23 protein-coding genes and 2 pseudogenes are annotated in these 23,252 nt (G+C 60.4%); 11 read left to right on the top strand and 14 right to left on the bottom strand.

The window, feature by feature from the left end; all coding sequences use genetic code 11:
* Window positions 1–6: 6 nt before the first annotated feature.
* The 6 genes from FAA86_RS20785 to FAA86_RS20810 form a co-directional block, all read right to left on the bottom strand.
* Entirely contained in the window at window positions 7–1,059 is a 1,053-nt protein-coding gene (locus tag FAA86_RS20785) for a flavin-containing monooxygenase (protein WP_136542923.1), read from the bottom strand.
* A complete protein-coding gene (locus FAA86_RS20790; RefSeq protein WP_183954734.1) occupies window positions 1,059–1,667 on the bottom strand; it encodes a L,D-transpeptidase in 609 nt (202 codons plus the stop codon). The genes FAA86_RS20785 and FAA86_RS20790 overlap by 1 nt, the downstream gene beginning before the upstream one ends.
* A complete protein-coding gene (locus FAA86_RS20795; RefSeq protein WP_136542924.1) occupies window positions 1,657–2,532 on the bottom strand; it encodes a peptidylprolyl isomerase in 876 nt (291 codons plus the stop codon). Before FAA86_RS20795 ends, FAA86_RS20790 begins: the two co-directional genes overlap by 11 nt.
* 10 nt (window positions 2,533–2,542) lie before the next feature.
* Window positions 2,543–3,175 (bottom strand): DsbA family protein, encoded by a 633-nt coding sequence (locus FAA86_RS20800; protein WP_136542925.1) that lies wholly within the window; start codon window positions 3,173–3,175, stop codon window positions 2,543–2,545.
* A 66-nt stretch (window positions 3,176–3,241) separates the two neighbouring features.
* Window positions 3,242–3,958, bottom strand: a complete 717-nt coding sequence (locus FAA86_RS20805) for a L,D-transpeptidase (protein ID WP_246035151.1) — start codon at window positions 3,956–3,958, stop codon at window positions 3,242–3,244.
* Between the two features lie 448 nt (window positions 3,959–4,406).
* Window positions 4,407–5,414 carry a L,D-transpeptidase family protein gene (locus FAA86_RS20810; RefSeq protein WP_136542926.1) on the bottom strand — a complete coding sequence of 336 codons (1,008 nt, stop codon included), beginning with the start codon at window positions 5,412–5,414 and terminating at the stop codon, window positions 4,407–4,409.
* Window positions 5,415–5,993: 579 nt separating this feature from the next.
* Between FAA86_RS20810 and FAA86_RS20815 the strand changes: the two are divergent.
* Window positions 5,994–6,775 (top strand): annotated as a pseudogene (locus tag FAA86_RS20815) (IS5 family transposase).
* Between the two features lie 113 nt (window positions 6,776–6,888).
* Window positions 6,889–7,026, top strand: coding sequence for a hypothetical protein (locus tag FAA86_RS24685; RefSeq protein WP_167495049.1), 138 nt, complete (start codon window positions 6,889–6,891; stop codon window positions 7,024–7,026).
* A 389-nt stretch (window positions 7,027–7,415) separates the two neighbouring features.
* Here FAA86_RS24685 and FAA86_RS20825 read toward each other — a convergent pair whose 3' ends face one another.
* Window positions 7,416–8,168 (bottom strand): IS6 family transposase, encoded by a 753-nt coding sequence (locus tag FAA86_RS20825; protein WP_136542927.1) that lies wholly within the window; start codon window positions 8,166–8,168, stop codon window positions 7,416–7,418.
* Window positions 8,169–8,379: 211 nt separating this feature from the next.
* Between FAA86_RS20825 and FAA86_RS20830 the strand changes: the two genes are divergently transcribed.
* The 5 genes from FAA86_RS20830 (at window position 8,380) to FAA86_RS20860 (ending at window position 11,942) form a co-directional block, all read left to right on the top strand.
* The gene (locus FAA86_RS20830; protein ID WP_112608236.1) at window positions 8,380–8,688 is read left to right on the top strand and encodes a DUF736 domain-containing protein; all 309 of its coding nucleotides are present in this window, start codon (window positions 8,380–8,382) and stop codon (window positions 8,686–8,688) included.
* A gap of 166 nt (window positions 8,689–8,854) precedes the next feature.
* Window positions 8,855–9,910, top strand: a complete 1,056-nt coding sequence (locus tag FAA86_RS20835; RefSeq protein WP_136542928.1) for a Fic family protein — start codon at window positions 8,855–8,857, stop codon at window positions 9,908–9,910.
* 421 nt (window positions 9,911–10,331) lie between these two features.
* Entirely contained in the window at window positions 10,332–10,640 is a 309-nt protein-coding gene (locus FAA86_RS20845) for a DUF736 domain-containing protein (RefSeq protein ID WP_136542929.1), read from the top strand.
* A 324-nt stretch (window positions 10,641–10,964) separates the two neighbouring features.
* Complete coding sequence (locus FAA86_RS24690) at window positions 10,965–11,129, top strand: hypothetical protein (protein WP_162854296.1); 165 nt, start codon at window positions 10,965–10,967, stop codon at window positions 11,127–11,129.
* A gap of 321 nt (window positions 11,130–11,450) precedes the next feature.
* Window positions 11,451–11,942: a hypothetical protein gene (locus FAA86_RS20860; protein WP_136542930.1), complete on the top strand. Its 492-nt coding sequence runs from the start codon at window positions 11,451–11,453 to the stop codon at window positions 11,940–11,942.
* A gap of 543 nt (window positions 11,943–12,485) precedes the next feature.
* On the opposite strand, the pseudogene FAA86_RS25000 reads toward FAA86_RS20860, so the two are convergent.
* From FAA86_RS25000 to traC, 5 genes and pseudogenes are all read right to left on the bottom strand, one after another.
* A pseudogene (locus FAA86_RS25000) lies at window positions 12,486–12,734 on the bottom strand (WGR domain-containing protein); the annotation flags it as partial.
* Between the two features lie 200 nt (window positions 12,735–12,934).
* Window positions 12,935–13,516 (bottom strand): thermonuclease family protein, encoded by a 582-nt coding sequence (locus tag FAA86_RS20870; protein WP_136542931.1) that lies wholly within the window; start codon window positions 13,514–13,516, stop codon window positions 12,935–12,937.
* A 231-nt stretch (window positions 13,517–13,747) separates the two neighbouring features.
* The gene (gene traG, locus FAA86_RS20875; RefSeq protein ID WP_136542932.1) at window positions 13,748–15,724 is read right to left on the bottom strand and encodes a Ti-type conjugative transfer system protein TraG; all 1,977 of its coding nucleotides are present in this window, start codon (window positions 15,722–15,724) and stop codon (window positions 13,748–13,750) included.
* Window positions 15,717–15,932 carry a type IV conjugative transfer system coupling protein TraD gene (traD, locus tag FAA86_RS20880; RefSeq protein WP_167495050.1) on the bottom strand — a complete coding sequence of 72 codons (216 nt, stop codon included), beginning with the start codon at window positions 15,930–15,932 and terminating at the stop codon, window positions 15,717–15,719. Before traD ends, traG begins: the two co-directional genes overlap by 8 nt.
* A gap of 4 nt (window positions 15,933–15,936) precedes the next feature.
* Window positions 15,937–16,233, bottom strand: coding sequence for a conjugal transfer protein TraC (gene traC / locus FAA86_RS20885; RefSeq protein WP_064334680.1), 297 nt, complete (start codon window positions 16,231–16,233; stop codon window positions 15,937–15,939).
* 255 nt (window positions 16,234–16,488) lie between these two features.
* Between traC and traA the strand changes: the two genes are divergently transcribed.
* From traA to FAA86_RS20905, 4 genes are read left to right on the top strand one after another with little or no spacing between them, the layout of a single operon-like run.
* Complete coding sequence (gene traA / locus FAA86_RS20890; RefSeq protein WP_136542933.1) at window positions 16,489–19,800, top strand: Ti-type conjugative transfer relaxase TraA; 3,312 nt, start codon at window positions 16,489–16,491, stop codon at window positions 19,798–19,800.
* Window positions 19,797–20,363 carry a conjugative transfer signal peptidase TraF gene (gene traF, locus FAA86_RS20895; RefSeq protein WP_136542934.1) on the top strand — a complete coding sequence of 189 codons (567 nt, stop codon included), beginning with the start codon at window positions 19,797–19,799 and terminating at the stop codon, window positions 20,361–20,363. Before traA ends, traF begins: the two co-directional genes overlap by 4 nt.
* Window positions 20,353–21,516, top strand: a complete 1,164-nt coding sequence (locus FAA86_RS20900; RefSeq protein ID WP_136542935.1) for a conjugal transfer protein TraB — start codon at window positions 20,353–20,355, stop codon at window positions 21,514–21,516. Before traF ends, FAA86_RS20900 begins: the two co-directional genes overlap by 11 nt.
* 17 nt (window positions 21,517–21,533) lie before the next feature.
* Entirely contained in the window at window positions 21,534–22,148 is a 615-nt protein-coding gene (locus FAA86_RS20905; RefSeq protein ID WP_136542936.1) for a TraH family protein, read from the top strand.
* Between the two features lie 17 nt (window positions 22,149–22,165).
* On the opposite strand, the gene FAA86_RS20910 is transcribed toward FAA86_RS20905, so the two are convergent.
* Entirely contained in the window at window positions 22,166–22,543 is a 378-nt protein-coding gene (locus FAA86_RS20910) for a DUF5615 family PIN-like protein (RefSeq protein ID WP_136542937.1), read from the bottom strand.
* On the bottom strand, window positions 22,540–23,172 hold the full coding sequence (locus FAA86_RS20915; RefSeq protein ID WP_064334686.1) for a DUF433 domain-containing protein: 633 nt from the start codon (window positions 23,170–23,172) through the stop codon (window positions 22,540–22,542). The genes FAA86_RS20910 and FAA86_RS20915 overlap by 4 nt, the downstream gene beginning before the upstream one ends.
* Window positions 23,173–23,252 lie beyond the last annotated feature (80 nt).

Consider the following 23,252-nt stretch of genomic DNA (forward strand, 5'->3'; position numbering starts at 1 on the left):
GACTATCTATTCCCTATCAGACAACAAGCGCTGGACTATTAGCTCGGCATCCGAACCCGCTCCCATGATCAGCGCCGATGCCCGGTTGCGCTGCCACGGACGGCCAACAAAGTATATGCCTTTCACCGGTGAGATGCCGGCCTCATGCAGGAACGCTCCATCAGGTCCCTTGGCTTCAGCGATATCGAGCCAAGATGTATCATCCTGATATCCTACCGCCCATATCACCGTGCGGATATCCGCCGAAGTGGCATCGGCAAACTGCGCCACTCGACCGCTTGCCTCGGTAAGACGTGGCAGAATTCTTATGCCTCTACTCGCCAGACTCTCAGTACTCCTGTCACGGTCGGGAAACGCGTCGGATCGTTTGAGCTTGCTGCCGATCCGCGACTCTGGAGGCGCGCTCAGAACGCCAAGCAGGTTGAGCCACCACCAGATGGATTTTCCCAAGACACGTTCGGGAAATAGCTTGCGTGACCTTCCAGCGGCCAGCAAAACGGGTTGGAACGGGCGCACTTCCGCCGCAATATCTCGTCCACTTGCCCCGTCGCCAACGACCAGGACCGGGCCATCGGGCAATTGGTTCGGATTGCGATAGGTTTCGGTCGTAAGCTGGAGTACGCCATCGCCAAATCGGTGGGTGAGTTCAGGAACCACCGCCCGCTGGAATGCTCCCGTCGCAACGATCACTTCGCTGGCGACGATTATCCTTCCGTCGTCTAGTTGTGCCTCAAAACTCTCGCCGTCAGTTTTTGACAGGCGAGTCACCTGCCGGCCAAGTGTGACCGGCAGCCGTAGCCGCGCCGCGTAGCTTTCGAGATAGTCTGCAAACTCATCGCGCGTGGCATAAAGCTCCCGGTTGCCCGCGAGCTCCAGGCCCGGCAGCGCACTGAACTGCCGCGGCGTGAAGAGCGTGAGTGAGTCATAGCGTGTCCGCCAGTTGTCCCCGACTCGGCGATGGCTGTCGACGATTTGAAACGGTACGCCGGCAGCCCGCAGATGGTACCCCGCAGCAAGTCCGGCCTGTCCGGCGCCGATCACAAGGACGTGTCTTTCCATCAGATGACGACGACTTGAGCTCCGACCGGCACCCGTTCGTAGAGATCCTGCACGTGTTCGTTCACCATTCTGATGCAGCCGTTCGAGACAGCCTTACCGATGGTCCAGGGTTCATTCGTTCCGTGGATACGGTAGAGCGTGTCCCGGCCGTTGCGGTAGAGGTAGAGCGCCCGGGAGCCCAATGGATTGTTCGGCCCACCAGGCACGCCACCCGCATAACGGGCATACTTCTTGGGATCGCGACGGATCATATTGTCGGTGGGCCGCCAGGACGGCCATTTCGCTTTGCGTCCGATGAGTGCCGAACCCGTAAACGCCAGACCTGCCTTGCCAACGCCGATACCGTAGCGCCGCGCCCTCCCATCTCCTGTGACCAGATAAAGATACTTGTCGCGTGGAACCACGACGATCGTTCCTGCCGGGTAGTCGTATGGCGACACTATGCGCTGGGGAAGGAAACGCTCCTCAAGCTTGAACGTGCGCTTGGTCCCTTGGGCAAGCGCTTGCCCAGGCACTGCCAGCAAGCCAACCGCGCCAATCAAAAATGCCCGTCGCCCGATCCAGACTGACGACGCTACGCTGGAATTGTTGTCGACATCAGTGCTCATGACCATCCTCCTCGCCCTGCGGTGGCGCTACGTCAGGAACCAGCTTCTCCACCTTTGCGCCGGCCTTGAGCTCGGCAATAATCCGTCTTTCCTCCGTTGCTTCCAGGGATTGCCGAATCTGCGGTGCGACGGTTTCGAACGCCGGAGCTGGCCGGTTTCGCGTTTCCTCGAGCAGGACCACATGGAAGCCGAACGCGCTGGCAACTGGCGTCTGCGTGAACTCCCCGGGCTGCAATTTCGCCGCGGCGACATCGATCTCAGGGACGACTTGCCCATCGGCCACGAAGCCGAGGTCTCCGCCGTTGACTTTGGACACCTCATCGGCCGAGCGTTCCTGCGCGAGTTCCGCGAAAGATTTACCCCCTTTCAGCGCGTCGATGACGGCGAGGGCATCGCTCTCGCTGCGAAGCAGTATATGTCGGAGCCGACGTTCAAGAACGGGCGGAATCTTCGCTACCTGCTCGTCATAGGCGGCCCTGACGGCCGCATCGGTTATCGCCTCTCCCACGCGCTGCTCAAGGAACAGAGAGCGGAGCGTCTGATCCTCGAAGAATGCCAGCTGTCTTTTGTAGGCTTCCTGCTCGGGCACGTTTGCCGCGCGGGCCGCCTCGGCCACGATCCTCAGGTCGATCAGGGCATCGACAAGAAGGGAACGTTTGGCATCGGCTGGCATTTGGCCGAGTTGCTGCGAATACATCTGCTCGGCAATGGCAAGGTCGTCTGCGGTAATGTCCTTGCCATTGACGCGACCGACGACGCCGGCGTCCTGCGCGAGGCCGGCCGAGCCAAGTGGCAACGACAGCGAAAGGATTGTCGTGCCGACGAGCAGGCCGGCTTTCCATCGGTTTTTGATCCTGGTGGTCATCGGAACCTCCCTACTGCCTGGCCGCGGCAACCAGCGGATCGATGATCTCGCTGAAGCGTTCGATGCTGAGGGCGCCCTTCTGCATCTGCCCATTGATGAAGAATGTCGGTGTGGAATCGACACCGAACGATCTGCCGCCTTCGGCGACGGCCGTGACCTTCTCAAGAAGAGCCTGATCCTGGAGGCATTTTTCGAAGTCGGCGGTGCTCATTCCCGTCATGCCCATGGTCGACTTCAGAGCTGCCGTCCCGTCGGGCACGCGAGCCCAGTTGTCCTGGGTCCGGTAGAGCAGGTCGATCGTCGGATACCATTTGTCGTCGCTCACGCAGCGCGCCAGCATGAAGCCGGCGGATGAACGCGGATCGAAGGGGAACTCGCGCATGATGAACCGGACCTGGCCGGTGTCGACGTACTTCTTCTTGAGGTCCGGCCACACATTGACGTGAAAGGTACGGCAATGAGGACACGTCAGGGATGCGTATTCGATGATCGTCACCGGCGCACCGTCAGGTCCGAAGCTTTTCTCAGGAAGAGGACCAGGGGCCAGCAGTGCCTCGGGCGTCGGCTGTGCCGACAGCAGCGCCGGATAGGTGGCGACCACACTGGTGGCAGCCATGCCGAAGATCAGATTTCGTCGTTTCATGTCGAGGTCCTTTCGTGAGGACAAGGTTGTGCAAGCTCTAGCCCCTTGAGAGGCAAGCGGCTTCTGTCAGACAAATGAACGGGTGCCGCCGCGAACGACGATGGGAGTAGGCGTGGCAACACGGTCATACAGGTCAATGATGTCCTGGTTCATCAATCGGACGCAGCCACTTGAGACGGCCTTGCCGATGGTCCAGTACTCAGGCGTGCCGTGCAGCCGGTAGAGCGTGTCTTCGCCGTTCTGGAAAATGTAGAGCGCCCTCGCACCGAGCGGATTATTGAGCCCCGGTGGCTGCCCGCCATTTTCAGCACTCCACTTCGCAAGTTCGGGCTGCCGCGCGATCATTTCCGCCGGCGGCGTCCACTTCGGCCAGCGCTGTTTCCACTGGATGACGCCTTCGCCCGACCATTCGAACCCCTGGCGGCCCAGACCAACGCCATAGCGCATCGCCTTGCCACCTGGGCGGACGAGATAAAGATAGAAGTTTCTCGTATCCACGACGATCGTGCCTGGACGTTCACCGGTCGGATCGTCGACAAGCCGCCTGTAGAAGCGCTTGTCGACCTTGGACAGGTCGACGGCCGGGATCGGAAAATCCTCCTCCGGCATGGCCCGGTACATGGAGATATAGGATGGATCTTCCGCTGGTTTGACCGGCGCAGGTTCCGCAGGCAGGTTTCCGGTGGTTGAGCAGGCTGACAAGATCAACCCGCTGGTGGCGGTGGCACCAAGGCTCAGGATTTGTCGACGTGAAAACTGTACTTGTTTGCTTTTTGGGGTCACTGTTACGCTCGCAATAAGGTCATCGGGAACCGGTGTCTGCGTGCAGACAGTGCCGGTGTGGAGCAACGACCTATCGAGCGCATCATGTCTGGCAGAACTGCCAACAGCGCGACGGCGATCGGTCTCGCCTCTCCTGACGTTATCGGGGCGGTGGGACGACTGAAGGAAATACTCCCGGAGGGAGGGTGTGAATAAGTCTATTCGGGGAAGAGGGATGCGCCTCACGAACTACAGGCACATGCCATTCGGCAAGCCAGCTGCAGCTGTCATGACATTTGGCAGTAGCCTCAGGCGAAGGAGCATCATCACTACCAGTGTCAGCGCCTTCATCCCCAAGGACAGAGACAAGCTGAGCTGGCTCCTCGCCGGCTGCAGCCGCAGGTAATGCGGCATGCAGGCTGACGAAGCAGAGGAGGAGAAGAGCAAGCAGCGTCCGGACCATCGCGGTTTACTCGTCTGGCGAGTGCGGGTCGGCTATCGCCGCATCCGGCCGGCTAACTGGAACGGAAGATAGCGAGGTCCGCTTCGCCAACGCGGATTGGCCGCTACGCTCGAGCAGCCTACGAAAACTCGGATGCATCCCACCGTCGGCATAGGCGTGGGCCGAAAGCACAGTGCCAGCAGTAAGGAGTTCTTCCATCGCGACGCGATCGGACTGCGTCCTGGCGGCGACCAGAGCGTCTGGCGCGTTCAGCGCAGGGGGACATGGAGCAAGCACATCGCGCGGCTCACCTCCACCGAACTCCTTGTCGAAAACGTAGCGTCCTTCGCAGTAGGACACTTTCGGCTGGCGTCGGGAGACCTCGAAGATGTCATATCCCTGCTTGAGATCGGACCAAAACGTGAAGTTCGGATCGTTTCGGTTCTTCGCCATGTTTTGAGGGGTCATTCGGAACGGAAACGCCTGGACCTGGAATGATCCTTGGCCGCCCTTCAGAGCCTCGCGCGCGACAGCATAAATCTCGGCGACTCCTTCATCGGTCAGCGCGAAACACCCGGAGGACGAACATGCGCCATGCACCATGAGCGCCTCACCTGTGTAGCCGAGGGCCGCTTCAAGCTTGTTCGGATAGCCGAGATTGAAGGACAGGTAATATTGGGAATTGGGGTTCAGCATCCCGGCGGAGACGTGGTAGAAGCCTTCGGGAGCCTGACGATCGCCGTTTTGCTTTTTCGGCCCCAGCTTTCCGGACCAGCGACACATCGGGTAAGTCTTGAGCAAGGCGAACCTTCCGCTTCGGTCGCGCTTCCAGATCTCCAGCTCGCTTTCCTGCTTGAAGATTCGCACGAGGATAGGCGCCGAAGGCGACATCGATTTGCGCGACATCTCCGCCGTAACCGCAGCGGGAATCGGCTGGGTCGCCTTGCCGTCAACGTCGAGAACGGTAGAGACGCATGCGCTCAACAAGAGCGTAAGCGCTGCAATCCCTCCGATCCTGACGGCCGTTAGCATCATTGAAAACCATTTCGTTGGCGCACACCCTCTCCGGCGGCTCCTCGCACAGTTCGCCTATCATAGTTAAAATGGCGTTTCCGCCCACAAATTCGTGAGCGTCAAAGAACCGCAGCCGCAAAAAGCCTCAATTTGTTAAGCCAGCGCTGAGTTACAGAGACAAGGGGTCCAATCAGGAAAGAAGGCAATGCGACGAGTGATGTGTCTAATCGTTGCCGTGAGGACCAGGTAGAGCTTGGATTCTATTCCGCAATAGAGTGCATGCCAAAGCTGTTGTCAGCATTCAAATGCCTTTCATCCGGAAACCTGAATATGCTAGCGCCATTAGGCATGTCCGAACGGCTGGCGCGGCCAAAACTGATGCCGGCGGGCCCGCGGTCACTACGGTTTCATTGAGGTAGAACCTCGTGTCCAGAGCGACAGCCTTACCTGCGAACAAAAGCTGTTCCCAAGCGCAAGCGTCAAAGAACCGCAGCACCAACCGTATGCTGCGATATCGAAGATCATCTAGGTCGTGTTGACAAAGTGGATTCCCAAATCAGGTGAAGTCTGATTCAACACTCCTCTTTATGGGGAGCGATGATGGCACGCGGCGATCTGACCGATGAAGAGTGGGCAGTAATCGAAGGGTTCTTGCCCACAGAGCGCGGACGGAAATCCCGCCCTGCTCATGATAATCGGCGTTTTCTCAACGGCATGCTGCATGTGCTGCGGGTTGGCTGCCCCTGGCGCGACATGCATGAGCGCTACGGCAAGTGGAACTCTGTCTATGTCCGGTTCCGGCGCTGGGCCGAACAGGGCGTCTGGGATGCCATCCTTGAAACGCTGGTCCAGATGGGGCTGACCGATGACTGGCAGCATATGATCGACAGCACCACAGTTCGGGGCCATGTATCGGCAGCCGGCGCAAAAGGGGGACTCACAAGGAGGCTTTTGGTCGATCACGCGGCGGCTTTACGTGCAAAATCCACGCCCGCTGTGACAATCAGGGACGCCCTCTTGGCTTTGTCCTGACAGGCGGGCAAGCCTCGGACTATGGCGCGGTCGGCGAACTCATGGCCCTGCCGGTCAACAAGCCAAAGGCACTTCTGGCCGATAAGGGCTACGACGGCGATGCTGTTCGAGAAGCCCTGCTGCTACAGGGCATCTTGCCAGTCATCCCGCCAAAGGCCAATCGCAAGGTTCATATTCCCTGCGACTTCTCCCGTTACAGAGACCGCAACCGCATCGAGCGCATGTTCGGGTATCTCAAGCACATGCGTCGCATCGGCACCCGGTATGAGAAAACGGCTCTGTCATTCGCAAGCTTCCTCAACCTTGCAGCCATCCGCAGGTGGCTAAAAGACTTTGTGAACAGGACCTAGGTAAGAAGCTGACCAAGGCTCGAATGGAAGAAAGACCCAACCACGCCATGCCGGAAGGATCGGAACACCTTACCCTTGAAGAATCCAAGACGCTCGCACGCCGCAGAAGGCGCATGAATTGGATGATCTGCGCGCTCCTGGTAGCGTTTGTCGTGACCGTTTACTGGATCAGCTTCAGCCACGTCCGCACTGAGACGAACGAAACGCAATCGCGCTACGAGGTCGATAACGTCGCAATCACCCACGCTTGAGTGGCAGATCGACCTTCTCGGTGTGAAGGTGGACCGGCTTGAAACCGTATCGGTCCACCTCTTGATGATTCTGCGTTTGGCATGCTTTGCGTTGGTTGCGCCTATTGCCTATCTGGCATTGGCCACGCTCTTCAGTTTGGTATGCATCGGACTCGGGCATAACACCATGGAAATGCTGTACGGAGGAACCGCTGTCTATCTCCTGACACTCGCAGCAGCAGTAGAGGGTGCCTGGCTCCTGCCTGAGGACATCAAGAGCTCTTCCTCGTTTATGAGGCTGACCCAGCGATTCAGGTCTTCTCCAGACTGACGCTTCAGATAGTAGATTTCCGTGGGGCCTGTCGCAAGTTCTATCCGAGGTCAGAAATTCCCCGGATGCGGCTTGGTTTTCATGCTTTGTTAACCTTTTGAAGTCCGAAGAGGCGTGCAAGTAGGTCGTTCTGGTCGTTGACAGTCCAACTACCGGAAAAGCCGAAGCCCTTCCTCAACCATAGCATGGCTTCGAAACCGGCGATGGTTCGCCGCGCCGTGTTGAATGACTGGAAACCACCGACCTTCGGCATGTTCTTCTTCACCCGGAAGTGGTCGCTCTCGATGCCTTGTTGGAGATGCTTGGTGACATAGTGCACGGGATTGGGACGCAAAAGCCCATCATCGACGGCCATCTTGATCGTCGACGGGAAGGTGTTGGCACCATCCGTGCCGACCTTTTCCGGTGAGAATAACGGCTCCTCCTTGAGCATCTTACGGAAGAAGCGCTTCGCGGCATCGAGGTCGCGACGCGCAGCGAGCAAGAAATCCACCGGGTCGCCGTGCTTGTCGATGGCGCGGTACAGATAGCGCCACTTGCCACGGATCTTGACGTAAGTCTCATCGACCCGGACCGACCCGCAATGTGGTTTCCGGAACTGGCGCAGCCGCTTCTCGATGACAGGCGCATAGGCGAGCACCCAGCGATTGATCGTGCTGTGGTCGACCTCGAACCCGCGTTCGCGGAACATTTCTTCCAAGTCGCGATAGCTCAGTGGGTAACGCAAATACCAAGTCACCGCCTGTATGATCAGCCATGCCTCGAAATGACGCCCTTTGAAATCGTCCTTCGATTGGCGCTTCAGCTTCTCGGTAATGGCATTCAGAATCATAGGTCCACTCCACAACATTTGGAGCGGATTTCTCTTCAGATGGTCAACATCCAGTTAACTAGGAGAATTTGCGACAAGCCCACAAAGTTTCTCCCGGCCGCCCTCCATTCCATTCCGGCCTTATCAGGTGCGGTCCGATCGTCCCCGATCCTTGCGACAGCCATCGAGGCCGCGAGGGGCGCGGCCCGAAACCAACGAAAGGAACACGAAAATGGCAACGATCGGCACCTTCACCTCCACCGAAACCGGCTTCAACGGCTCGATCCGCACGCTTGCCCTCAACGTCAAGGCCCGCATCGCCCGCATCGAGAACCCCTCCGACAAGGGCCCGCACTTCCGCATCTACGCCGGCAATGTCGAGCTCGGTGCTGCCTGGCAGAAGACCTCCGAACAGGGCCGCGACTACCTCTCGGTCAAGCTGGACGATCCGAGCTTCCCCGCTCCGATCTACGCAACCCTCTCCGAAGTTGAAGGTGAAGACGGCCTCCAGCTCATCTGGTCCCGCCCCAACCGCGACTGAGGTCCTCGAGGCTCCGCCCACAGGGCGGGGCCCCTCCCGACGACAGGGCGGCCTCCTTCGTGCCGCGGCTTTTTCCCGTCCGTCCTTCCATATTGGATGAAAATGGATGGAAAAATGGATCTCGCTATGTCATACCCCATTTGGATGGAAACGGATGGGATAATGGATGACGGCGCTCGATCTCTCCAAATTGCGTATCACGCCTGAGATCCTGTCGTTGATCGCCGAGATTGACGAATTCAAAGGCGCCTGGCGAGCGCTTGGTCGCATCGCACCCGATCGGCTGTTCAGCTTGCGGCGGGTTGCGACGATCGAAAGCATCGGATCGTCGACACGTATCGAGGGCGCGAAATTAAGCGACCGCGAGGTCGAAAGGCTGCTCTCGAACCTCCGTATCGGCTCGTTCTCCAGCCGAGACGAACAGGAGGTTGCCGGCTATGCCGAGGTGATGGAGACGATCTTCTCCGCCTTCGACGCAATCCCGCTTAACGAAAACCACATCCGCCAACTGCATCGGGATCTGCTCGCGCACTCGGTCAAAGATGAACGACATAGGGGAAACTGGAAAACCCTTGCCAACAACGTCGAAGCCTTCGACGAGGATGGACGAAGTCTGGGCGTCGTCTTCGCGACAGCCTCCCCTTTCGATACGCCGGGCCGAATGTCGGAACTGGTGGCCTGGCAACAAGCTCAGGAGAAGGATGGCACGTTTCACCCTCTGCTCGTCGTCGCTGTCTTCGTCGTCGTCTTTCTGGAAATCCATCCTTTCCAGGATGGCAATGGCCGACTGTCGCGCGCTCTGACCACTTTGCTGCTTCTTCGGGCGGGTTATTCCTATGTGCCGTACAGCTCACTGGAAAGTGTTATCGAGCAGAACAAGGAAGCCTATTATCTCGCGCTTCGCCGAACGCAGGGCACCATACGAACGGACCAACAGGATTGGAATCCGTGGGTCGAGTTTTTCCTGCGGAGCCTGCAACGCCAGAAGCAGCGTCTCGAGCGCAAGATCGAGCGTGAGCGCATTCTCCTCGGCGACCTGCCGGAGTTGTCCGTCGCGATCCTCGAACTGGCGCGTGAACGCGGGCGCGTCACGGTGATGGATGTGGCCAAAGCGACAGGCGCGAGCCGCAACACCGTCAAGGATCATCTTCGGGCGCTGACCGAGCAGGGACATCTGACCCTCCACGGAGCCGGTCGTGGGACCTGGTACGGCTTAAGCTGACGCCGGAGCGAAGCGTCCGCCGATCAGCCGAAATCGGAGCTATGGTCCAATTGTGCGCAGCCGCCATTGCCACGTGCCTTTGCCTGATATAGCGGGGCTCCATTCGCGGGCTCGATGAGGCATGTCTGACCGGAAACCGGCGTCGCCTCGATCGTCCTCCCGCAACGGCCATCCGAAACTTTCTTCCCCTGCGGCCGCAACCCCACTCGACAGGCCGAGCGGGGACCCCGGCGTGCCGCATTCCTCGCGCAGCAACAAGGTTCCTCCCGGCCGCCCTCCATTTCATTGCGGCCCGGCAAGCCACCCCATGGCGCGATGCGCAATGGGGACCCCGGGGGTGCGGTCCGATCGTCCCCGGTCCTTTCGACAGCCATCGAGGCCGCGAAGGGCGCGGCCCGAAACCAACGAAAGGAACACCACAATGGCAACGATCGGCACCTTCACCTCCACCGAAACCGGCTTCAACGGCTCGATCCGCACGCTTGCCCTCAACGTCAAGGCCCGCATCACCCGCATCGAAAACCCCTCCGACAAGGGACCGCACTACCGCATCTACGCCGGCAACGTCGAGCTCGGTGCGGCCTGGCAGAAGCGCTCCGAGCAGGACCGCGACTACCTCTCGGTCAAGCTGGACGACCCGAGCTTCCCCGCTCCGATCTACGCAACCCTCACCGAAGTCGAAGGCGAGGACGGCTACCAGCTGATCTGGTCCCGCCCCAACCGGGACTGAGATCCGGACGAGGCCCCGCTCGCCAAGGCGGGGCCAAGCGGCCGAATAGAGAAGCCGGGAGCGGGCATCGAGCCCGCTTCCGGCTTTCCTGGTGCCATGCGGAACCGGAAATGTCTGCTCATAGCGCTCCAGTGTGCCGTGCCGGCATGGCGGCCTCAAGGACGAGCGGTCAACCCCCAATTTTGCCTCCGCTTCGGTTCCCGCCGCTCCAACAAAATCGGCTCCCCCACTCGCCGCCGCTGGCGGTCGCGTTCGCGATCCCTGACCCCGCCATCCCGTCCCGCCCCGCGTCGTCGTCTTTCACGAACTCAAGGAGATGAGACGATGACGATCGAACAGCACATCGAGGAACTGCGTGCCGAACTGAGGAACGCATGGGGCGCGGCCGAGCGGCGTCAAATCGAGGCGGAGCTCCAACTCGCCGAGGCCGATCTGGCCGTCATGCTTGCCGAACAGGAGGGCGCCGTCGAAGCCGAGCCGCCATTCTGAGCGGCTCGTTCCTCCTGTTATTTGAGCCGGTCCGCCGGCTCGACCGGCCTCCCGGCTGTCAGGGATTTCACCCCTCAACGCTCCCCCCGGCTCCCGTCGGAGACGGTCGCGTCCCCTACGGGTCCGCGGGTCTCTTCTCTCTATGACCTCCCATTCTACTCCAGCAAATCCGGCGTCAAGGACGGCGCGGTCTCCCCCAATTTTTCCGCCGCCAGGCTCTGGAAAAATCGGTTCCCGCGCTTGCGAGCCGCGTCCCGCGGTCCTTGACCCCTCTTTGCTACAGAGTGGCCGATCTCCGTCATCAACGAAGGAGATCACATCATGACAACCGATCAGAACATCATGCTCTACGCCAAGCTTTCAGGCTTCCGTCTCGTTGTCCTCGCAAACCGCATCGGTTGCGACAGCGAATTCTCGCGAGCGCTCCACGATCGCCTGATCAAAGGACTGGAGGCAGCAATTGGCTGCGTGCGGATCATCATGGCGTTGGAGCGGAGCGTTCTCACCGGAGGCGAGGAGTTCGCCGACTATCAGTTGGAGGGGGAGGCCGAGATATTCGGGCGCTTTACTATCAACTTGCTGGACGATCTCGAATTCGATTTCGACACGCATGAATATCGCATCAACGGCGGCGATTGGGCCATCGCTTTGACGGCGGACTATACCGGCGTTGATATCGACTATCCGGAGCTGATCGCGCTCACTGACGACGAACTCGGCTCACTTGCGCCGATCATCACGGCGATCACGCGGGAAACCGGCATCGCGGTAAATGCGTCCCGTATCAGCTACGACGATCACGCAGAATCATAATCAATCTTGCGGTGCAGTTTCATCCGAGGGGCGGCGAGAGCCGCCTCTCAATAGGGATGTCGAGGAGGCATCGCGATCGTAGCGATGGCGACCAGTTGAGCCTCTTCCTTCGATCCTGCTGTCATCTCTCATCGGGGATGTTGCAGTCCGTTCGTCACGACGCAACCTGCCGCCGCCAGAATTTTCCCCACAGCACTGCTGCTCCTCGCGGATCAAAATTCAGTCGCCGGCAAGTCCTCCACATTCGTTTCGGCCTTCTGGGTGCGTCCCTCCTTTCCGGTCTGCCGACTATCCCCGCGATGACCGCAATTCGAAAGGAGAAACAACATGCAACAGCTCGCTCAATTCCTCGCCGCCACCGGCCGTCGGCTCCGTACTCTCTGCAAGGTGATCAGCCACTTCTTCCGCAAGGGCAAGCTCGGCTTGAAGCTCGTGATCAAGATCCCCTTCTTCGTCGAGATCCAAGTGTCCCTCGAGACCGACTGGGACCGGCGTCGATGAAGCTCCCTCTTGGCCCGCTTCGGCGGGCCTTTCCCAATTTGCCACAGAGGCGCGCGGGCGGTAACCGCGTTTGCGCTTTTGTCGAAGCAGATCGAGAAACAGTTCGACAGCTTCCTCTTCCCGCCCGAAATGATGGACCATCATTTGACCCTTCGCGCCAATGCGGCCCCACTTCCTGAGTAGGCAAACATCGCCAAAGAGGTTCGGTTCGATCGACATGGCGTAGTAGCGTGCCATGTTCTTCACGACATCCGTGCGTTCGACATAGAGATGGTAGGGTTGCGCGATCATGAGATCAGAATCGCCGATCGCGGGAATCGCGTCCAACGACACTTTTGAATCGGTCGGGGTGGATCGATTCACATCGGTGATGAAATCGGAAATCTCATGACAGGCTTGGGCGGGACGCCTTCGGCGCACGGCTCTATTCGCGGTGCTCACGGAGCCCGCACACGGTCTCCGCCCGATGGGTCACGATCCTCTCGCGGCTCTCAGCCGCACCATCCATGTCGAGCGCCGTCCCAGCGCCGGGCGAGGCCCTCGTTGACGAGGGTGTCTCCAAGCGAGCGCCCTGCCCGCATTACGGTACGGAGCTTGCGGCCATACTTGTCTTCGTCGCGCAACCCGGCTGAAAGCGAAAACTTGCCGGCATTCAGCAGCGCCAGCAGGCGTGCTTTCGCGGCCTCGCCCTTGACCCTTTCCGCCTCGCAGCGCGGCGGGTTGAGCTCCGGCGTGTCGATATCCGCGATGCGGATTTTCTCGCCCTCGAACCAGAACGTATCGCCGTCAACGACGCAGTTCACATGGCGATCTGCACCGCAGAATGAAAATGCCGCTGACGATGAATCCGCTGTCGGTGTCCTGGTTGCATTCACAAGCCCTGAAAGATTATTAATACCTCCGAAGGCAAGCCAGCCTCCCGCAGCAATGATCATGGCGCAGAGGATCGCGATCAGGGGTTTGCGCGGGCGGCTCGGTCCCGATCGGGGTGACTTCCCCTGCCAGCGATGTCGATCGTTCCTGCTGCCGGACTTCCGCGGCTTTCTGAACGGAACCACATTCGATTTCGCCACCTCGGTCCTCTCCTGTTTGCCCCAACCTATCTCGGCTTCGGTTTCATCCGCGTTTATGAGCAAGCGTGCTATCAGACGGTGTGCGGTAGCGAGGCACAGTCGATCCCGCCTCCTCTTCGGGCCACTTTATTGAGGCTCCTGCGGCTGCGCTATTTCCCGCTCCTCGCACGACGAGAATTCCCGAAATCCCGCCCTTTCGTGCGGCGCTCACGCTGATTTCTCCGATACTCTTCATTTTTCTGGATCGACCTTGCTCGCTGCTCTGCGCGCCGGCTCGATCAGAGGGGCTTCGGGTGTGCTTCCAAGCTTGTGAAACCTGTTCGTGCCAACACAAGCTTTCATGTCGTCGCGCCGAAACCAGATCGCGCGGCCGCATCGAAGCGGCGCGTTCCCCGCCGTGAAGACGATCTGTTCATCAGCGCGCATGCGAAGGACTTCGTGCGGCTGGATCAACGGTCGTGCGGCCAACTGCTTCGACCGCGTCCGCGACGATCCTTTCATCTGCGAACTTCGGCTGACCTGGTCGATCTCGACCGTCGTCATGCCGCAGCGACGCGAGATGTAGTCCGCGGTTTCCGTATCGTTGATCGCCGCGAAACTGATCCAGCTGGCGCTCTCGAACCACTTGCTCGCCGCATCGCGGCCGCCGTAGGTTTCCCGCATCTGGCCGATCGACTGGTAGATCATGAGAAGCGTGATGCCATACTTCCGGCCGGCGTCGCGCGCGGTCTCCAGGATCCGCATGTAGCCAAGGCGGGCAACCTCATCGAGGAGGAACAGTGCTCTGCCCTTCATCGAACCATCGCGGTTATAAATCGCATTGAGGAAAGAGCCGATGATGACGCGTGCGAGGCCCGCATGCGTCTCCAGGGTCTTGAGATCGATGTTGATGAAGACGTCGGTGTTTCCCTCGGCAAGATCCCCCGTCGAAAACGTCTTCCCCGATACCAGCGCGGCATAGTTCGGGTAGGACAGCCAGTGGGTTTCCTTGATCGCATTGGCATAGACGCCGGAGAAGGTCTCCGGGGTCATATTGACGAAGGCCGCGACATTTTCCTTCACGAAATCCGAGCCCGAATTGTCGTAGATCTCCTGCAGGCGTTGACGCAATTGCGGTTCCGGCTCGGAGAGATTGGCGCGCACCTGGCGAAGCGTCTGGCTCTCCTTCTCCGTATGACCGGACAGGCAAACGTCCGCGATCATCGCGGTGAGCAATTGCAATGCCGAGGCGCGGAAGAAGTCGTCTCGGACGCCACGTGTCCCGCCGCTGTCACTCATGATCCAGGACGCAACGGATGCGATATCCTCCTCCTTGGTGCCGCCGAATAGCCCGATCCAGTCCAGCGCGTTGAAGCCGGTCTCCGGCTTTTTGGGATCGAGGACGAAGACGTCGCGGTCCGCGCCGGTACGATGGGCAGTGACCATCGGCGCCACCTCGTTCGACGGATCGAGAACGATCAGCGAGCCGCCCCATTTCAAAGCGGTCGGGATTGTCACCGACGTCGTCTTGAAACCGCCGGAACCGGCGAACACGATACCATGCGACGAACCGAACGAGCCGTCGAAGCAGAGCAACGGTGACGTGCCGCCGGCGCCCCATGTTTCGGGATTGTCGGCCCGAAACGAGCGCACCGCGACGCTGTCCCTATCGACACGGTATTGTTCGCCGATCACGATGCCGCCGGCGTCCGAAAACAGCTTTTCGGCATCGGCAAGCTTCATCCAATCTGCCTCGCCGTGCAGCGCTCGCTTGCCACGAATACGCCTTGGCTCGGCACTGGCGAACGCCGCGTTGCCGACAAGCGCAACGCGTTGCGCAAAGCAGGTCGCCATTGCCGCGGCCGCTGCTCCGATCAACGTGGCGGGATCGACATAGGCGATAATGGACTTGCCCGCTGGCACCTGGTCCGTGAGTGCCCACAACCGGATCGTTTCGCGAAACGCGGCAATCAGGATCGTCGCCACGCCGCCGGCGACGACGCCCCACCCTGCGGTCTTGACCCTGATCGCGCCTGCGCTCGCGAACAGGAAGACGATGCCGATGAGCGCCGCGGTGAGATAGGGCGCAGCGATGCCGGTTCGGCCGAGCGCCTGTCGTGCTGCTTCCGTCTTCCCAAAGGCAGACAGCCAGTGTTCGACCCCCGTAATAGCGACGGCGGCCAGGATCATCAATACGACGGGTGCGATGAAGAGCATGATCCTATTCATCGCTTTTCCCGAAGGCCTCCACGCCGATCGCAAGCAGCCGCGATCTTTCCGTGTCTTTGCTTTTCAGGCGCCGGCTCACATCGATGAGGGCGCCCAGCAAAAGCGCCCGCTTCTCGTAGCGAAGACCCGCTTTGACGATCAGGCCACCGAGTTCGATCTTTTCCCGCGTGTCCTTTTTGCGGGCGTCGGCTGTGGTCGTGCGCGCCATCCGCTCAAGCCTCAGCAGTCCCGCTCGCAGCCGCGCCAGCCGCGTTCTGCGCGGACGGTGCGCTGCTTTCGCCGGCGTTACCTCCCTTCTTCCCTCCGGTCGTAGCCGCCTTTCCTCCGCGAAACCGTTTCGCCAGGTCCTCGAAGGCCGCCTGCAACTCTGCCTCGTCGACTTCAATCTCGCCGAGACCTGCCTTGAGAGCGATACGGCCGATGCGCTCGGCCTCACGGGTTTCTGCTGCCTTGAGCTGTTCCTGGAGTTTGGCGATTTCGTCGCGGATCTTGGAGGATGGTTTCTTCATTCCGTTTGTCTCCCTTGGGTGAGAAGCTTGTCTTTCGAACCCAGTTTCAGGGAGGTGAGTGCGGAACGCACTACTGTGAATCCTACAATCGCCAAAGCGCGAGCTTTGGTGAATGATCCCGGCCGTTCCGAAGGAGCGGATCCGAAGGGCGCAATTATACGTCGCTGGCGCGACGCCCTTGCTTGAGGCCCCTGGCCTGCCTGCCGCTTCTGACGAACTAATTGATTTCGTTCGCAACCGGGAAAGAATGCCGCCGTGGCCGTCCCCCATTTCTCCGTCAGCGTTGTCGCCCGCGGCTCCGGCCGCAGCGCCGTCCTGTCGGCGGCCTACCGGCATTGCGCGAAGATGGCGTTCGAGCGTGAGGCACGGACCATCGACTACACCCGCAAGCAGGGATTGCTCCATGAAGAGTTCGTCATCCCCGCCGATGCGCCGGAATGGCTGCGCTCGATGATCGCGGATCGGTCGGTCTCCGGCGCCTCCGAAGCCTTCTGGAACAAGGTCGAAGATTTCGAGAAGCGCTCCGATGCGCAACTTGCGAAAGACGTCACCATTGCATTGCCGATCGAGCTGAGCGCGGAGCAGAATATCGCGCTCGTCCGCGACTTCATCGAGCAGCACATCAGGTCGAAGGGCATGGTAGCGGACTGGGTCTATCACGACGCACCCGGCAATCCCCACGTTCATCTGATGACGACCTTGCGCCCGCTGACCGAGGACGGCTTCGGCGCCAAGAAGGTTGCGGTGGTCGGGCCGGACGGCAATGCCGTTCGCAACGATGCCGGCAAGATCGTCTATGAACTCTGGGCCGGCAGCACCGACGACTTCAACAGTTTCCGCGATGGTTGGTTTGCCTGCCAGAACCGGCACCTGGCGCTCGCCGGTCTCGATATCCGAGTGGATGGCCGCTCCTTCGAAAAACAGGGGATCGATCTCGAACCGACCATCCATCTCGGCGTTGGCACGAAGGCAATCGAGCGCAAAGCCGATCGCGCCTCCAAGCCGTTGGAGCTCGAGCGCGTCGAATTGCAGGACGCTCGCAGGGCTGAGAACGCGAGACGAATCGACCGTAATCCGAAGCTCGTGCTCGACCTGATCACGCGTGAGAAGAGCGTCTTCGACGAGCGCGATGTCGCCAAGATCCTTCACCGCTACATTGACGATCCCGCCCTGTTCCAAAGCCTCATGGTCCGGATCATTCTGCACCCCGACACGTTCCGCCTCGAGCGCGAGCGGATCGAATTTGCCACCGGGGTTAGGTTACCCGCCAAATACACGACCCGCGACATGATCCGCCTCGAAGCCGAGATGGCCAATCGCGCCATCTGGCTGTCTCAGCGCTCGTCGCACGGCGTGCGGGACGCGCCACTCGCCGCAACGTTCAAGCGCCACGACCGGCTTTCTGATGAGCAGAGAACCGCGATCGAGCATGTAGTGGGAGCCGAGCGGATCGCTGCCGTTGTCGGCCGCGCCGGCGCCGGTAAGACGACGATGATGAAGGCCGCGCGCGAAGCCTGGGAAGCGGCTGGCTATCGTGTTGTCGGTGGCGCACTTGCCGGCAAGGCGGCGGAGGGCCTGGAGAAGGAAGCCGGGATCGTCTCTCGGACGCTCTCGTCCTGGGAACTCCGTTGGAACCAAGGCCGCGATCGGCTCGATAGCAAGACGGTGTTTGTCCTGGACGAAGCCGGCATGGTGTCGTCGCGGCAGATGGCCCTGTTCGTCGAAGCGGTGACGAAGGCCGGCGCCAAGCTCGTTCTCATCGGCGATCCCGAACAGCTTCAACCGATCGAAGCCGGCGCCGCCTTCCGCGCTATTGCAGACCGCATCGGCTATGCGGAACTCGAAACCATCTATCGCCAGCGCGAGCAATGGATGCGCGATGCCTCGCTCGATTTGGCGCGCGGCAAGGTCGGCAAGGCGGTTGACGCCTACCGTGCCAATGGCAAGGTGATCGGCTGGGATTTGAAGGTCGACGCCATCGACAATCTCATCGCTGCCTGGGACCGCGACTACGATCCGACGAAGACGTCGCTGATCCTTGCCCATTTGCGTCGGGACGTTCACATGCTGAACCAGATGGCGCGCATCAAGCTGATCGAACGCGGGGTTCTCGACAAAGGAACCATGTTCAAGACGGCGGATGGCGATCGCAACTTCGCTGTCGGCGACCAGATCGTATTCCTCAAGAACGAAGGGTCGCTCGGCGTCAAGAACGGCATGCTGGCCAAGGTCGTCGAGACGGGAGCGGGACGCATCACGGCGCAGGTCGGCGATGGCGAGCATGCCCGCCAGGTGCTGGTCGAGCAACGCTTCTACAACAACCTCGACTACGGCTATGCGACCACCATTCACAAGAGCCAGGGCGCGACCGTCGATCGGGTCAAGGTCCTGGCGTCGCTGTCGCTTGATCGGCATCTGACCTACGTTGCCATGACGCGTCATCGTGATGACCTGGCCGTTTACTATGGCCGCAGATCCTTCGCTAAGAACGGTGGGCTAATCCAAATCCTGTCGCGACGCAATGCGAAGGAAACGACGCTCGACTATGAGAAGGGCGCCTTCTACCGCCAGGCACTTCGCTTTGCCGAAGCGCGCGGTCTCAACATCGTCAGCGTCGCCCGCACGCTGCTTCGCGATCGCCTGGAATGGACCGTCAGACAGAAGAACAAGCTCGCCAATCTTGGTGCGCGCCTTGCCGCTATTGCCGGCAAGCTCGGTCTCGTCCGTGGCGCCAGCCATTCTCCAACCCAAAACACCACCAAGGAGGCAAAGCCCATGGTCTCGGGCGTCACGACTTTCGCCAAATCGTTCGAGCAAGCGGTCGAGGACAAGGTCGCCGCCGATCCGGGATTGAAGAAGCAGTGGGAGGAGGTCTCGACCCGCTTCCACCTCGTCTACGCGCAGCCGGAAAGCGCCTTCAGGGCAATCAACGTCGAAGCGATGCTGAAGGACGAGACTGTCGCGAAATCCACGCTGGCGACGATCGGATCGAACGCTGAACACTTCGGTGGGCTGAAGGGCAAGACCGGGATGTTTGCAAGCCGCGCCGACAAGCAGGAGCGCGAGAAGGCTGAGACCAATGCGCCTGCGCTCGCGCGTAACCTCGATCGCTATTTGCGCCAGCGGGCGGAAGCGGAACGCAAATATGAGGTCGAGGAACGTGCCGTCCGTCTGAAGGTGTCGATCGATATTCCGGCGCTCTCGGTCAACGCAAAAGAGACACTCGAACGTGTGCGTGATGCGATCGACCGCAACGACCTGCCAGCCGGTCTCGAATATGCGCTTGCCGACAAGATGGTGAAGGCGGAACTGGACGGATTTGCGCGAGCCGTAGCGGAGCGTTTCGGCGAGCGATCCTTCCTGCCTTTGGCCGCCAAGGACGCCAATGGACAGACGTTCAGCACTGTCACCGCAGGGATGACGGCCGCACAGAAGGCCGAGGTGCAATCGGCGTGGAATGCGATGCGGACGGTGCAGCAGCTGGCTGCGCATGAGCGGACGACCGAGGCGTTGAAACAGGCGGAAACCCTGCGTCAGACGAAGAGCCAGGGGCTCTCTCTCAAATGACGGCGCAAGTCTTTGGACGTTGGTTGGGAAGTGCGCAACGATCCAATGCCGTCGCGCTCTTGCTGGTGGCGGCATCCGTCTTTGGGGGCGGTGTTGCTGCGGCCATCATCGGCGGCTATCGTATCAACCTGACGCCAAGCGAACCCCTCGGCCTCTGGCGCATCTTTGCGCTCGATCGTCCGGTATCGGCCGGCGATCTCGTCTTCATTTGTCCGCCTGAGACGCCTGTCATGCGAGAGGCGCGAGAGCGTGGCTATCTCCGGGCCGGTATCTGCCCGAGTGGGGTCGCGCCGCTCATCAAGACGGTTGTCGCGGTTGCCGGGCAGCATGTCGAAATTGGCGCCGGCGTGACGATCGATGGGCGCCCGCTCCCGTTTTCCGATTTGGTCGAGCGGGACGGCAGGGGGCGGCCGATGGCCCCCTATTCAGGCGGTGTCGTGCCGGCAGGAAGCGTCTTCCTCCATTCATCGTTCAGGGGCTCCAATGACTCCCGCTATTTCGGTCCCCTGCCCGTGTCCGGCATTCTCGGCCTGGCGCAACCGGTGCTGACCTATGCGCCGTGAATACCTTCGACCGGCATTGTTGATTGCTGCTTCCATCATCGCCGGAACGGTCGCGTGGAGTGGCCACGTCCTTCTTCTTCCGACCGCGTTCTCGTTTCCGATCATTTGGGCGCTTGCGCGATCGAGACTGACGGCGGCGCTTGTTTCGGCCGGTTACTTCCTCGCTGCGTCACGCGGTTTGCCGCAGGGCGTTGCAACTTTCTATTCGTCGGATCTGTGGCCGGGGTTGCTGCTCTGGCTCAGCGCATCGCTCGGGTTTGTCGGCGTTCACGCGATGCTCTGGACACGATGCGAACCGACGCGACCGTTTCGCTATTTCGCGGCAGTCCTGCTCATGGCCATTCCGCCCTTCGGTATCACCGGTTGGGCACATCCGATCACGGCCGCAGGCGTGCTGTTTCCGGGATGGGGATGGTGGGGATTGCTTGCCGCGACAGCCGGCCTCATGGGCCTCGTAACCCGCATGCGGCCGGCTGTCGCGATTGTCCTGGCAGGCTTTTGGATCTGGTCCGCCGCAACCTGGGACGAACCGAAACTACCGGATTCCTGGCAGGGGATCGACCTCCAAATGGGCGCTTCGCTGGGGCGCGACCCCAGCATTGAGCGCCACCGTGATCTGATTGCCACGGTGAAGGATCGAGCATCCGGCGGCGCCCTGACCATTGTTCTTCCCGAGAGCGCGCTGGGCTTCTGGACGCCGACGGTCGAGCGGCTCTGGGTACGATCCCTGCAGGGAACAGACACCACCGTCATCGCCGGCGCTGCGGTCGTCGATGCAGGCGGATACGACAATGTGCTGGTCGCCATCTCGGCCGCCGGCGCCCAAATCCTCTATCGCGAGCGGATGCCGGTCCCAGGTTCCATGTGGCAGCCGTGGCGTCCCTTACTTGGGGCAAGCGTCGGCGCGAGGGCGCACTTCTTCGAAAGCCCGGTCGCGACCGTCGCCGACGATCAGATCGCACCGCTGATCTGCTACGAGCAGTTGATCGTCTGGCCCGTTCTCCAATCCATGCTGCGGGGGCCGGACGTCATTGTCGCCGTCGGTAACGGCTGGTGGACCAAGGGTACATCCATCGTCGCCATCCAACGCGCCAGTGCGGAAGCCTGGGCGCGTTTGTTCGATAAGCCCCTCCTGATTTCCTTCAACACCTGAATGCCAAGGAGCCCGCGATGCTCGATGCTGCCCTGATCCAACAATGCGCTGACCCCTCATTGAAGCCGGCGATCGTCGAACAGTTCGTGACCGCCGCGGGCTCGAACGATCCGCTTGCCGTTGCGGTCAAATCGGGTGGCAGATTGATCCTCGTCCCGAAAGCGACGACGCCGGACGAGGCAATGGCGATCGTCCGCCAGTATGCCGGCCAGGCAGTGGTTCGTGTTGGCCTGACGCAGTTCCCGGCGGGTGTCGGCGTCAAGGACGCGTCCGAACTGAAACCTGATCTCGTCGATCCTTGCGAAAACCTCCGCAAGGGGACGACCATGTTTGCCAAGATCCTGCGGATTGTCGCCAAATGGTACGGCAATCCGAAGAACGACGATGTCTTCCCGCAGATTTTCGAGGATGCGGTCTATGCCTGGAAGACCGGTGAGTTCGAGGGCGTGAATGTTTTCCAGGCGGACGATCCCGGAAAAAGCGTCATGATCGACAACGTGTTGCCGGCAGACCAGGACAAGGCCGGCGTGGACATACCGCCTGCGGATACAGACGCTCAAAGCGTCGAGAAAAGCGAAAGCATTGGATCGGCCGAGATGCGGATCGACCTGTCGAGGATTGGAGGAAAATGATCGCCTTGGGAAGGCCGCTATGCCTCCGGAAGTGAATAGCGCGTGAGAACAGCGTCTTCGCCATCGAGGGTCACTTCGATGACTTCGTTGACCATATCCTGCGTGTCCGCCAAATCCTGCAGTATGAGGGCAAACAAGTCTCGTTGCTGAGTGGGAAGCACCTGCGGGACAATGATTACCAGACCCGCATGCAGCTCTTCCTTGGCGTAGAGCTTCCGGAAGTCGCGGGCATTATTCGTAACGAAGGTGAAATCCTCCTCTATGATCCGAGGCATCAGGTCCCAGTCGGTTTCGCCGCTCAGTCCCAGCCAGTTCACATGGAAACACTCGTGGCCGTGCTCTTGAGCCACGGCCACGAGAGACGTGTGAAGGCATTCATCGATAAGAAACCTCACGAGGTCGAGCCAGACGGTTTGGAGGCGTTCTCGTTCCGAAGGCTCAGGTGTTTCACGGATTTCACCTTCAGGCCCTGCTCCGACAGCTTCTTCGGACGTCCTCTGGCGGGATGGGCGGCAACCCAGATCTCGGCAAGTTCCACCATGCGCTCGGTGAGCGAAGGATAGCCCTCGACGATTTCCGCTGTACTTGCGCCTTGAGTCTTCATCGCGGCAATCGTTCGCACGGGAACACGGGTTCGCTTGAAAACCGGCTCGCCGCCCACGACGCCTTTCACGCTTTCAATCATACGTTCGGCTTCTCGAAGAGCCTCGGCCCGTGCGGCCAGTTGTTCTCGTGCCCGCGCAACGTCGATAATGAGATAGTCGTCTGCCCTCACGGTTTCGGCATCGGGGTTCTGGTCGATCGTATCGAATAGGCGTTTGCGCCGCTCGGCAGACAAGATCGATCCGACGCCATACCAGAGCTTCAACCGAAGCAGATCCTCATCGGTGAGTGCTCGCCCCCTGCTACCAACGAGATGAGTCTCGATGATGCGCTTGTCGATCGCATTGTGCACCGACTTCACAGCGATCTCGCTGACAGCCGCCGCCTCGGCGGGCGTGTAGGCGTGTGATGTGCTGGCCATAATCATTCTCCTTGTGGAGAATATATAATGCGGCCCGCCGCTTGCGTAAAGGCGTGACCCCTGCTGGGTCTCAGTGGTCG

This window comes from Rhizobium rosettiformans W3 (genome assembly GCF_004912135.1).
GTDB classification, from domain to species: domain Bacteria; phylum Pseudomonadota; class Alphaproteobacteria; order Rhizobiales; family Rhizobiaceae; genus Allorhizobium; species Allorhizobium rosettiformans.

Bases quoted from the DNA above. Each gene is read 5' to 3' on its own strand.
- FAA86_RS20790 (WP_183954734.1), bottom strand. From the start codon at position 1,667: ATGAGCACTGATGTCGACAACAATTCCAGCGTAGCGTCGTCAGTCTGG.
- FAA86_RS24685 (WP_167495049.1), top strand. From the start codon at position 6,889: ATGAATTGGATGATCTGCGCGCTCCTGGTAGCGTTTGTCGTGACCGTT.
- FAA86_RS20795 (WP_136542924.1), bottom strand. From the start codon at position 2,532: ATGACCACCAGGATCAAAAACCGATGGAAAGCCGGCCTGCTCGTCGGC.
- FAA86_RS20835 (WP_136542928.1), top strand. From the start codon at position 8,855: ATGACGGCGCTCGATCTCTCCAAATTGCGTATCACGCCTGAGATCCTG.
- FAA86_RS20830 (WP_112608236.1), top strand. From the start codon at position 8,380: ATGGCAACGATCGGCACCTTCACCTCCACCGAAACCGGCTTCAACGGC.
- FAA86_RS20900 (WP_136542935.1), top strand. From the start codon at position 20,353: ATGCGCCGTGAATACCTTCGACCGGCATTGTTGATTGCTGCTTCCATC.
- traF (WP_136542934.1), top strand. From the start codon at position 19,797: ATGACGGCGCAAGTCTTTGGACGTTGGTTGGGAAGTGCGCAACGATCC.
- FAA86_RS20845 (WP_136542929.1), top strand. From the start codon at position 10,332: ATGGCAACGATCGGCACCTTCACCTCCACCGAAACCGGCTTCAACGGC.
- FAA86_RS20825 (WP_136542927.1), bottom strand. From the start codon at position 8,168: ATGATTCTGAATGCCATTACCGAGAAGCTGAAGCGCCAATCGAAGGAC.
- FAA86_RS20800 (WP_136542925.1), bottom strand. From the start codon at position 3,175: ATGAAACGACGAAATCTGATCTTCGGCATGGCTGCCACCAGTGTGGTC.
- traD (WP_167495050.1), bottom strand. From the start codon at position 15,932: ATGGCGCGCACGACCACAGCCGACGCCCGCAAAAAGGACACGCGGGAA.
- FAA86_RS20915 (WP_064334686.1), bottom strand. From the start codon at position 23,172: ATGGCCAGCACATCACACGCCTACACGCCCGCCGAGGCGGCGGCTGTC.
- FAA86_RS20785 (WP_136542923.1), bottom strand. From the start codon at position 1,059: ATGGAAAGACACGTCCTTGTGATCGGCGCCGGACAGGCCGGACTTGCT.
- FAA86_RS20905 (WP_136542936.1), top strand. From the start codon at position 21,534: ATGCTCGATGCTGCCCTGATCCAACAATGCGCTGACCCCTCATTGAAG.
- FAA86_RS24690 (WP_162854296.1), top strand. From the start codon at position 10,965: ATGACGATCGAACAGCACATCGAGGAACTGCGTGCCGAACTGAGGAAC.
- FAA86_RS20860 (WP_136542930.1), top strand. From the start codon at position 11,451: ATGACAACCGATCAGAACATCATGCTCTACGCCAAGCTTTCAGGCTTC.
- traC (WP_064334680.1), bottom strand. From the start codon at position 16,233: ATGAAGAAACCATCCTCCAAGATCCGCGACGAAATCGCCAAACTCCAG.
- traG (WP_136542932.1), bottom strand. From the start codon at position 15,724: ATGAATAGGATCATGCTCTTCATCGCACCCGTCGTATTGATGATCCTG.
- FAA86_RS20810 (WP_136542926.1), bottom strand. From the start codon at position 5,414: ATGATGCTAACGGCCGTCAGGATCGGAGGGATTGCAGCGCTTACGCTC.